We start from the raw sequence: 10968 nt of genomic DNA on the forward strand, positions 1-10968 counted from the left end.
TCCACAAAACAATATTCTATTATCCTTGATGAGTTTATCATAGGACATGACGTCTGTCAAGAAGACGCGATGTGTTTTACTAACAACAAGAAATATTGTAACAAACAACTAACATACTTGCAATACTTTTTTACGATAAGTATTACATGGTTTTTTTTTCTAATTCCTCTTACTTATATTACATAGAAAAGCCGCGGTATACCGCGGCTTTTTCTTATCGTTTTCCTTCTACTTTAATCATATCAACAAAAGCATCTAATGCGATTGTTTCTGATTTTTGTTCACCGTATTTACGTACGTTTACGCCGTTTTCAGTTACTTCATTGTCACCTACTACAAGCATGTACGGAATTTTTTGCATTTGTGCTTCACGGATTTTGTAACCAATTTTCTCTTCACGAGTATCTAATTCAACACGCATACCAGCACGGCGTAATTCGTCTTGTACTTTCTTCGCATAGTCTAAATGTACTTGTGGAGAAACTGGAATTACTTGCACTTGAACTGGAGCTAACCAAGTTGGGAATGCACCTTTGTATTCTTCAATTAAGAATGCTACGAAACGTTCCATAGTTGATACAACACCACGGTGAATTACAACTGGACGGTGTTGTTTACCGTCTTCACCAACGTAAGCTAGTTCAAAGCGTTCTGGAAGTAAGAAGTCTAATTGTACAGTTGAAAGTGTTTCGTCTTTTCCAAGAGCAGTACGAACTTGAACGTCAAGTTTTGGACCGTAGAATGCCGCTTCACCTTCAGCTTCATAGTAATCAAGACCCATTTCATCCATAGCTTCTTTTAACATACCTTGTGCCTTTTCCCACATCTCATCATCAGCATAGTACTTTTTAGTATCTGCTGGGTCGCGATAAGATAGACGGAATGAGTAGTTCTCTAAACCGAAATCTTTGTACACTTCTAGAGTTAAGTTTACAACACGTTTTAATTCTTCTTTAATTTGATCTGGGCGTACGAAAATGTGCGCATCGTTTAAAGTCATTCCGCGTACACGTTGTAATCCAGATAACGCACCTGACATTTCATAGCGGTGCATTGTTCCAAGTTCCGCAATACGGATTGGTAATTCACGGTAGCTGTGAATATCGTTTTTATAAACCATCATGTGGTGAGGACAGTTCATTGGACGAAGAACTAACTCTTCATTATCCATTTCCATTGATGGGAACATACCATCACGGTAGTGGTTCCAGTGACCAGAAGTTTCATAAAGCTCTCTGCTTCCTAGTACTGGAGTGTATACGTGATCATAGCCTAAGCTTGCTTCTTTATCAACGATGTAACGCTCGATAATGCGGCGGATTGTTGCACCCTTTGGTAACCAAAGTGGTAAACCTTGTCCTACTTTTTGGCTATTAGTAAATAGTTTTAATTCTTTACCTAATTTACGGTGATCGCGCTCTTTCGCTTCTTCAAGCATACGTAAATGCTCATCTAATTCTGCTTTCTTAACGAATGCAGTACCGTAAATACGTTGTAACATTTTATTATTGCTATCGCCGCGCCAGTAAGCACCCGCAACGCTTAATAATTTAAATACTTTAATTTTCCCTGTAGATGGAAGGTGGACACCACGGCAAAGGTCGAAGAATTCGCCTTGCTCATAGATTGAAATAACTGCATCTTCTGGAAGATCGTTAATTAAATCTAATTTTAACTCGTCGCCGATTTCTTCAAAACGACGAATTGCTTCTGCACGTGGTACTTCATGACGAACGATTTCTAAGTTCTCGTTCACAATTTTTTGCATTTCTTTTTCGATTTTCTTGAAGTCTTCAACTGTAATTGCTTCTTCCATATCAATATCGTAGTAGAAGCCATTTTCAATTACCGGACCAATGCCAAGCTCAACCTTAACATCTTTATATAAACGTTTTAACGCTTGTGCTAAAAGGTGAGCTGTTGAGTGGCGTAAAATATATAAGCCATCTTCAGAATCTAATGTAATGATAGAAACTGCACCATCTTCTTCGATTGGTGTAACAAGATCAATCATCTCATCGTTTAATTTTCCAGCCACAGCTTTTTTCTTTAAGCCTGGGCTAATAGAAGCTGCGATTTCTTCAGTTGTTACGCCTTTTGGAAACTCCTTCACAGCTCCATCAGGGAAAGTAATTTTAACTACATCTGCCATCACTGGTCACTCCTCTTTTTCTCAAAATAAAAAACACTCATCCCGTAAAAAGGGACGAGTGTTGAATTCGTGGTTCCACCCTTGTTCCAATTAACATTATTGTTAATTGCTCAAGTTCAACATAACGGTGTTGTCCGTTAGCAATTACTAGAAGAATCGTTCACTGCTAAAGTTTAGAGGTGGTAAGTAATAATCCCGTACTAGGAAGCTCACACCCTAAGGCTTCCCTCTCTGAAAATCGTAGAAAACTACTCATGTCCTCATCATGACATTTCAATATATTTCATTTATGTAGGTAATTATATGCTCAAAAACTTAGAAAATCAAGGGCGTTACCTTTATTTTTTAAATTTTTCACATTGCGCTCAAACTCATGTAATCCATGTAATTGTACCCGTTCTTGAAATACATTTCGCAAAGTAATAATCATATTATGGTCTTGTTCTTTCGTATATAAATAAATTTTTTTCGGCGAAATAGACAGAAGTGGTGCAATTACTTTCGTATCAATATATACATCCTTTTGTTTTAATAAGTCTTCATCTATATATTGAACCAATTTCTCTTGTTTTAAACGTCTACCTTTATCATCATAGAAAATAAAACTTTCATCAAAAATAAGATGTACACATGACAAACGTGATTTCCGGCTACGGACTTGTTGCCGGAGCGTCTCAATAAACATTTGATATTCTTGTTCTAACTTATACTCATCAATTGCCACTTCAGCAAGCTTAGCTACCATTTCCCTATATGTACGAAGACGAAAACGAACATATGATGAAAACGAGAATGAAAGCGGATCACAAAGCCAGTTATTTAAAGAGGATTTAATATATGATTCAAATGTGTGACGTGTTAATTCACGAGCAATTCCTTTTCTTCTTCCTTTTAAAATCTCTTGTGCCATATGCAATATTTGATGGCACTCTTCCTCTTCTTCATAAAAAAACTTCTCTGTTAAGATTGTATATATCCACTCATTTTGTTTCACATTCACAATGAAATATACCATTACTGGCAATAAAATCTTTTCAATATAATTTGATTCACATACTGGTATGTGAATCACCACTTTTTGTTCCTGTAAATACACACTCGTTTCCTTATATAACAATTCCGCTCTTTTCAGTAGTTGTCTATATACGTGCATAGCATCATTTTTTTCTTCGAAGCAAATTTCAATCACTTTTGTCCCCCCTTTTATCCCTGCTCTAAAGGACTGTATCTATACGTTACAAATCCTATAAGAGTCCGTCCCGCGTGAAAGTTCACTCTTAGTAGAATTACATTTCTTATCGTTAGAAAATCCACTCGATATGGCTTGCTAATTTTATATATATTAAGGGAGGGAGAAAAAAATGATACAAGCTACTAGGAATTTTCAATAAGAACTTTTCATTTTATAATTCGGCTACTTTAAAAAGCGTTTAACTACAAAAGAAGAGCAAGCTTCTCAGCTTGCTCTTTACTTATGACGACGGTTTTTCCCGCCAATCGGAATTGGTTTCGCCAAATATTTAATTCGCTCCATAATACGAGCTGCTTTCATTTCTTCCGCTTCACCGCGCTGCGTATATGTTAAATGATGTTCTAGTTGTTTAAAATCAAAGTTAGACGTAAAGAACGTCGGTAAGTTTTCTAACATACGGAATTGTAAAATTGCACCGAGTACATCATCACGCACAAAGCTTGACATCGCTTCTGCTCCAATATCATCTAACATTAAAACTTGTACGCGTTTCACCGCATCAATCTTTTCCCCAATCGAATTATCTTGAATTGAACTTTTAATTTCACGTAAAAATTCAGGGAAATATACGAGCATTGAACTTATTTTCTTTCGAGCAAGCTCATTCGCAATTGCTCCTAATAAATACGTTTTCCCTACACCAAATTTACCGTACAAATATAAACCTTGTACTTTTTTACCAGGTTCATATGTACTTAAAAATTCATTGGCTGCACCAATTGCATCAATACGCGCATCTAAATCTGAAGGGTCTAAGTTTTCCATCGTTGCTTGTAAAATATCAGTCGGCATATATACACTCTGAACGAGCTTTTCATATTTCTTTCTTTCGTCATAGGCTACTTTTCTCACGCAACGATCGTATTGAATATCAATCATCTTCCCTTGGATAACGAGCTTTGGCTCATACCCTTGCAGCATGTTTTTACACGAACCTAGATCCGGACAATCCGCGCAACCTACACTTTGTCCAATATATTCGTATAATTTCACAAGACTGCGTTCAATCATAGACGTTGTTACTTCCCCTTTATGTTCGTCTATAAATTCTTTCACACGCGGATGTGCCATTACTTCCGCCTTTAATACTTCATATCTATTTTTAAAATTTTCATTTTCCATTAACTTTGCAAATGAATTTTGAATATGCTCCATTTTCTCACCTCAAAGAGCGTTCATTCTCTTCTATTAATCACGCTTATATTTTTTTAACACTTCTTCTAATCGTTTTCGTTCGTCCTCTAACGTTGTACCTTTTTCAGCATTTACATCTTTTTTCACAGTTTCTTTCTCTTGTTCTTTCGGCTCTTCTTTCAGCCAATCTGGTACCATTTCTTTTCGTACCGTTTTCTTCGACGTACGGCCTTTCTTCTTCGTCTCAGCCCATTCTTGATATTGACGGTTTTCTTCTTTCGCTAACGCCATTGCTTCAGCTACTGTACCGACCTTTTTACGTGCCCAATGTCCAGCAATCTTCTCCACATACGTTTTCGCAAGTTTCATATCTGAGCGTAGCATAACGTAATAAATAAGTACATTCACAACACCTGGCGTTAATTTTTGATTGATCATTACATCTTCAACGATTTGCAAGTCAGCCTTCGTTGCCTCTGCACCGCCAGAGATTTCTTTCAATAGTTGCTTTGGTGAGATTTCCTCTAGCTGTTTGATTAACATCTCTTCTTGCGTAGAAGGCTCTTTTTCTTTCATCATACGTGCAGCGTGAGGCTGTACTCTTTCACTTAATACAGGTAACGCTTGGCCGTTTTCGAACTGATACCAATCACGCGCTCCTTTTCTAAGCCTTTCGATATCAATTGTCTGCATCTCCGTCACTGCACCAAGAACGATATTTTGCATCGATAACACATCTACACCATACACGTAAGCGAGTGTTATAACGCAGTCTCTCACTTGATCTGTAATCGCCTTTTTAGGGACAAGAGCGGACAAGCCATCTACAAATAAGGAGAAATCAAAGAAATCATTCCAAACTTTCGGAGCGTCTCCCTTTTCATTACTTGGCATAGCTGTCGTTTTTGGAATACGAAGGTCTTCTTGCGCATGCTCAAGCTGCCCTGGATTAAACGAACCAAACACATCATTAAAAGAACGCGTAACATTTTCATAAGAAGCAAAATCAAATTCTTCTTCTAAGAAATAATGCTTTACTTGATTATATTTTGTCCGACTCAATCGATTGTATAAAAAGATACTTAAAACAATATCATCAAAAAACTGCTTCGGAGATAAAGGTGGTTGCAGCTCATATATAAACATTCGAATATCTTTTTCTTTCTTAATATATACTTTCAAAAGTCCAATTGCCTCTAACTTTACTCGTTCCTCATATACTTCGGGAAGCTGCATTTGCATGGTCACCATAAGGGAATGATGCGTATTCTCTTTTCCAAATACACGATCTTGTTCTAACTCTCCCCATAGCGTCATGTACAAGCTAAAAGCTCTACTACCTATTAACGGCTGATATAACATCGTTAACACTTTTCGGTCGTAATTATGCAATAACCCTTTCGCACTTACTTTATAACGATCAATCGGCAATAGCTCCATCCATGACTGTTTTTCCATTCTTGCTTTCCTTTCTCTCATCCAATCTTCACTATATAATTTATTAGCGAAAAAGAGCTATTAGCTTTCGCTTCTAGCTCTCTTATCTCATTACTTACGGTATGTAAAGAGAATACGATACAGATTCTACTCTCTTTCTTTTTGCAGTATATCTTTTAATTCTTCAATAAATACATTTAAATCTTTAAATTGGCGATATACAGAAGCAAAACGCACGTAAGCAACATCATCGATATCACGCAGTTCTTCCATAACAATTTCACCAATCATATCACTTTTCACTTCTGATATACCTAAATTACGAAGTTCACGTTCCACACTTTGAGTTACTTCTTCTAATTGTCTTAAAGATACTGGTCTTTTTTCGCACGCTTTAATTAAGCCACGTAAAATCTTTTCTTTATTAAACTCTTCTCGTGTTCCTTCTTTTTTTACAACGATAAGAGGTGACTCTTCCACTCTTTCAAATGTCGTAAAGCGGCTTAAACAGCTTTCACACTCTCTCCTTCTTCGAATAGAGCGCCCCTCGTCTACCGGACGCGAATCTAACACTCTTGTACCATTATGAGAACAGGATGGACAACGCAATATATTCACTCCTTTACACTATACTCTTTATTTTTTCTCTACTTACTTCATCTGACAATATATATACATTATTATATAACTCATTTTAACTCTCTTACCACTTTAAGTTTAAGCGCATTATTATCTCGTTTAAAAAAATACGATGATAGATGCGTTGTTAACTTATTCGTAAGAGCTCCATTTATTCAACTAACGAGTACATTATATTTTCCCTTTTTTATAAACTAAAAAAGAGGTGCATTATACACCTCTTTACATTTTAAATCAATTATGTTCTTTTTTAAAGAGCTTTTGTTTCTCTCTGCTTAATTTCGAAGCTACCAGTGCCTCGAGGAAGCTCGATGCTCTCACGCGTTTTCGCGTTTAAACCTTCTGCAATATATTCTGCAGCAACATTTGGATCAATACGATCCCCACAAGTATAAACATCAATACTTGCGTAACCGTGCTCCGGAAAGCTATGAATTGTTAAATGTGATTCCGAGATAATTACTACTCCACTTACACCTTGTGGTGCAAATTTATGGAAAGCAACCTCACGCACTTCAGCACCAGCTCTTAGTGCTGCATCCACAAATAATTGTTCAATATACGGCATGTCATTAAGCTTGTCGAAATCGCAATCCCAAAGTTCAGCGATCACGTGACGACCCATCGTATCCATAGTATCCATTCTACAGTTCCCCCTTGTAAATTTATTCTAACTGTTCGAATTGAAAACTAATTTGCAATTTGGCTTGCTCCACTACCACGGGGGAAAGTTAGTCCAGAGAGGTCCTAACCCTTTAAGTAGTGACTACGTACCTCAGCTCTTAAGTTTACGAGTGTTAGTATACTTTGTTTATTTTCATTTTGCAACAACAGTTTTTTCGATTTTCTGTCATATTTTCCTCTTTACTTTTCCCTAAAAAAAATAAATGATTCACAAATACAGTAACCCCAACGTTTCGTGGTATGTCCACTTTCAAAAATATACTCCTATAATTTTTTTCCTTTTCAGAAAAAAATAAAAAAAAGAGGGCAAATATTCCACTTGCCCTCTCCTTATTCAATTAAATATGTTGCACATTTTCTTGCTTCGCTAATTCGTCAACAACTAACGTTACAAGATCTACAACACGACGAGAGTAGCCCCACTCGTTATCATACCAAGCAAGTACTTTTACTTTACGATCACCCATTACCATTGTAGATAAACCATCGATAATAGCTGAGTGTGTATTTGTATTAAAGTCAATAGATACTAAAGGCTCTTCACTGAATTCTACAATGCCTTTTAACGCACCGTTTGCAACAGTTTTGAATGCATCGTTAATAGCTTCCACTGTTACATCACGTTTTACATCTACTACTAAGTCAACAAGAGACACGTTTGGTGTTGGTACACGAAGTGCCATACCATGAAGTTTTCCATTTAAATGTGGAAGAACTTTTGCTAGCGCTTTCGCAGCACCTGTCGTTGTCGGAATAATTGATTGTCCGCAAGCACGTGCTCTTCTTAAATCTTTATGTGGGTTATCAATATTTTTTTGGTCATTTGTATAAGCGTGAACTGTCGTCATTAAACCGTTTTCAATTCCAAACTGCTCATCTAACACCTTCACAACAGGTGCTAAACAGTTTGTTGTACAAGATGCATTTGAAATAACAGTATGTTTTGTAATATCTAATTGGTCTTCGTTCACACCTACTACAATTGTTACATCTTCATTTTTACCAGGCGCTGTTAAAATAACTTTTTTCGCTCCAGCTTCAACGTGAAGAATTGCTTTTTCTTTTGAATTAAATTTACCAGTTGCTTCAATTACAACTTCAACACCTAAATCTGTCCAAGGCAATTCCTTTGGATCGCGGTTGTTTAAAAGGCGAATCATTTTCCCATCAACTAATAAGTGATCTTCAAATGCTTCTACTGTTCCGTCAAACTTGCCGTGAACTGTATCATATTTAATTAAATGTGCTAACGTTTCAGATGGATAGCTTGCATTGATTGCTACAATTTCGAATGCGCTTTCTTTTATTGCCTGACGAAATACCATTCTCCCAATACGTCCAAATCCATTAATTGCCACACGAGTCATAATATGTTATCCCCCTTGAATGCGTTATACTATTTATCTCCAATCCCAATAATAGTATAACACAAAAAGGGGGTATGTCACTAAGCATTTTCATTAATTTCACAATTTTTTAGTCAATAATGTTCCATTTCTTTAAAATCGCCTGTAATTGTGTTTTCGTTCCCATAATTGTGCCATCATTATTTATCACTTCATCTGCATGTTTCACTTTTTCTTCTAACGACATTTGAGATTGAATACGAGCTGTTGCTTCTTCTTCTGAAAAATTATTTCGCTTCATTAAACGTTCTAATTGCGTATGCGGCTTAACTGCTACAACTAAAACGCGGTCAACGAGACTTGTTAATTTACTTTCAAATAAGAGAGGAATATCTAACACAACCGCTTGCATACCTTCTTTTATGTACATTTCCTTCTGCCTATTCATTTCCTCACGCACTGCAGGATGAACAATTTTGTTTAACTGCAATCGTTTCTCTTCATTATAGAAAACGACACTTCCTAATTTCGGTCGATCCAGTTCTCCATCTTCTTGTAGTACTTCCGTTCCAAACACTTCTACAATTTTGTTATATGCTGGTTTTCCTTTTTCTACAACTTCTCTTGCAATAATATCTGCATCAATAACTGGTATACTGAGCTCGCGAAACATTTGAGATACTGTACTTTTTCCGCTTGCAATACCTCCCGTTAATCCAATTACTACCGTCATCATAACCCTCCTCATAATAAAAGGCGCGAAACTAATGTTCCACGCCCGTACTTACATTTTCCAAATTCCAATAATAATGAGTAATACCCCAGGCAGGAATGTAAATTTTTGCAACCATTTCATATTTGATAAAACCGTTCCAAGTTTCATTCCAATAAATAAAAACAAAGAACTCATCACTGCAACTAATATCGCCATCATAGCAGGTGCATATCCTAATAAAGACGCACCAATTCCAGCACCGAATGAATCTACAGAAAGAGCGATACCAAGAAGCAATGCTTCTCCTGCAGAAATGGTGCCTGATTTATCGAAATCTGCTACAGTCGGTTTCCGTAAAATTTGAATGACTAACCCAAGCGAGGCAATCTCTAATTTCCAGACCTTCTCCTCTTGCTTCGGTTCTTCTTTTTTCTCACTTCGAAAAAATTGATATAATACCCAAATCCCTATTCCAATAAGAACAAGCCCACCGATACGCGTTGCGATAACAGGTGAAAATATTTTCGCGATCATATGTCCAATTCCCATTGAAACAAGCATAACAGCCGCTGAACACATTCCGATAATTACAATTGATCTTAGTGGAATTCTTACGCTTCTTAAACCATATGTTAGCCCTACACTACAGCTATCTAAGCTTAATGTAAAAGCTAATAAAATAAGAGATAAATAAAGGTACATCGGTAAGCTCCTCCCTTATACATAGCTCTGCTGTATGTATATGACAAATGCCTATCCGATGTTATCTCTTTTCTATATTCTTGGCTGACAAATCGGGCAATAATGCGTTCCTCTTCCGCCAACAACTGTTTTTTCTAATATCGTACCGCAAGTCACACACGGTTCTCCTTTTTTTCCATATACATTTAGCAGTTCTTGGAACGAACCAATTTGCCCTTGTGAGTTGATATACGTTCGAATTGTACTTCCGCCACGCTTCACTGCTTCACCTAACGTTGTAACAGTCGCCTCATAAATTCGCTCAATTTCTTCTACTGTTAAAGACGACGCTTCTCGTTCTGGATGAATTTGAGAACGGAATAAAACTTCATCTACATATATATTTCCAAGTCCTACTAAAAGACGCTGGTCTAACAATACAACTTTTATTTTACGATTTGTCTTTTGCAATCTCTCTTGTAAATACTGTGGTGTCAATTCAGCATCAAATGGCTCCGGACCTAAGTCAGCAAGAGGCATTTGATTCATTTCCTCACCTTTTTTAAAGAGATGCATCGTACCAAACTTTCTCACATCTTTATAATGTAATTCAGTTCCATCTGTAAATAAGAAACGGACGTGCGTATGCTTATCAATTGGCTCATCCTCTTGATGCAGTAAAAACTTACCTTCCATACGCAAATGTGAAACAATGACATAATTTGTTACATATAAAAGCAAAAACTTTCCTCTTCGCTTTATATTTTCAATCGTCTCGCCTTTTAGCATTTCTTTAAAGATTTCTGCATCATCCGGTCGTTTTACGATTTTCGGATAAGTAACAATAACATCTTCAATCGTTTTTCCTGTTACAAGATTTTCAAGTGTCCGTCTGACGTTTTCAACCTCTGGTAATTCAGGCATTTCA

The 10968-nt window shown here is 36.7% G+C and carries 10 protein-coding genes and 2 other annotated features (1 of these 12 running past the window's edge); all 10 genes read right to left on the reverse strand.

Going from position 1 to position 10968, the window contains the following annotated elements; genetic code table 11:
• Positions 1 to 4, reverse strand: a sequence feature (ribosomal protein L20 leader region); it reaches 117 nt to the left of the window's first position.
• A gap of 210 nt (positions 5 to 214) precedes the next feature.
• Positions 215 to 2152 carry a threonine--tRNA ligase gene (thrS, locus tag ACTFNE_RS04360; protein WP_000786082.1) on the reverse strand — a complete coding sequence of 646 codons (1938 nt, stop codon included), beginning with the start codon at positions 2150 to 2152 and terminating at the stop codon, positions 215 to 217.
• 47 nt (positions 2153 to 2199) lie between these two features.
• Positions 2200 to 2428: a binding site (T-box leader), on the reverse strand.
• A gap of 31 nt (positions 2429 to 2459) precedes the next feature.
• On the reverse strand, positions 2460 to 3341 hold the full coding sequence (gene ytxC / locus ACTFNE_RS04365; RefSeq protein ID WP_046198154.1) for a putative sporulation protein YtxC: 882 nt from the start codon (positions 3339 to 3341) through the stop codon (positions 2460 to 2462).
• Between the two features lie 279 nt (positions 3342 to 3620).
• Positions 3621 to 4559 (reverse strand): primosomal protein DnaI, encoded by a 939-nt coding sequence (gene dnaI, locus ACTFNE_RS04370; RefSeq protein ID WP_000400101.1) that lies wholly within the window; start codon positions 4557 to 4559, stop codon positions 3621 to 3623.
• 33 nt (positions 4560 to 4592) lie between these two features.
• The gene (locus ACTFNE_RS04375) at positions 4593 to 5996 is read right to left on the reverse strand and encodes a replication initiation and membrane attachment family protein (RefSeq protein WP_046198155.1); all 1404 of its coding nucleotides are present in this window, start codon (positions 5994 to 5996) and stop codon (positions 4593 to 4595) included.
• 126 nt (positions 5997 to 6122) lie between these two features.
• Positions 6123 to 6584: a transcriptional regulator NrdR gene (gene nrdR, locus ACTFNE_RS04380; RefSeq protein ID WP_001203687.1), complete on the reverse strand. Its 462-nt coding sequence runs from the start codon at positions 6582 to 6584 to the stop codon at positions 6123 to 6125.
• 280 nt (positions 6585 to 6864) lie between these two features.
• A complete protein-coding gene (gene speD, locus ACTFNE_RS04385; protein ID WP_002003660.1) occupies positions 6865 to 7248 on the reverse strand; it encodes an adenosylmethionine decarboxylase in 384 nt (127 codons plus the stop codon).
• A 388-nt stretch (positions 7249 to 7636) separates the two neighbouring features.
• Positions 7637 to 8665: a glyceraldehyde-3-phosphate dehydrogenase gene (locus ACTFNE_RS04390; RefSeq protein WP_000198972.1), complete on the reverse strand. Its 1029-nt coding sequence runs from the start codon at positions 8663 to 8665 to the stop codon at positions 7637 to 7639.
• Positions 8666 to 8774: 109 nt separating this feature from the next.
• Positions 8775 to 9377: a dephospho-CoA kinase gene (coaE, locus tag ACTFNE_RS04395; protein ID WP_270705137.1), complete on the reverse strand. Its 603-nt coding sequence runs from the start codon at positions 9375 to 9377 to the stop codon at positions 8775 to 8777.
• A gap of 51 nt (positions 9378 to 9428) precedes the next feature.
• A complete protein-coding gene (gene ytaF / locus ACTFNE_RS04400; RefSeq protein ID WP_000281749.1) occupies positions 9429 to 10061 on the reverse strand; it encodes a sporulation membrane protein YtaF in 633 nt (210 codons plus the stop codon).
• 72 nt (positions 10062 to 10133) lie between these two features.
• A complete protein-coding gene (gene mutM, locus ACTFNE_RS04405) occupies positions 10134 to 10964 on the reverse strand; it encodes a DNA-formamidopyrimidine glycosylase (RefSeq protein WP_001114483.1) in 831 nt (276 codons plus the stop codon).
• Between the last annotated feature and the right edge of the window lie 4 nt (positions 10965 to 10968).

Source organism: Bacillus cereus group sp. MYBKT111-2, assembly GCF_051915205.1.
In the GTDB taxonomy this organism is placed as follows: domain Bacteria; phylum Bacillota; class Bacilli; order Bacillales; family Bacillaceae_G; genus Bacillus_A; species Bacillus_A paranthracis.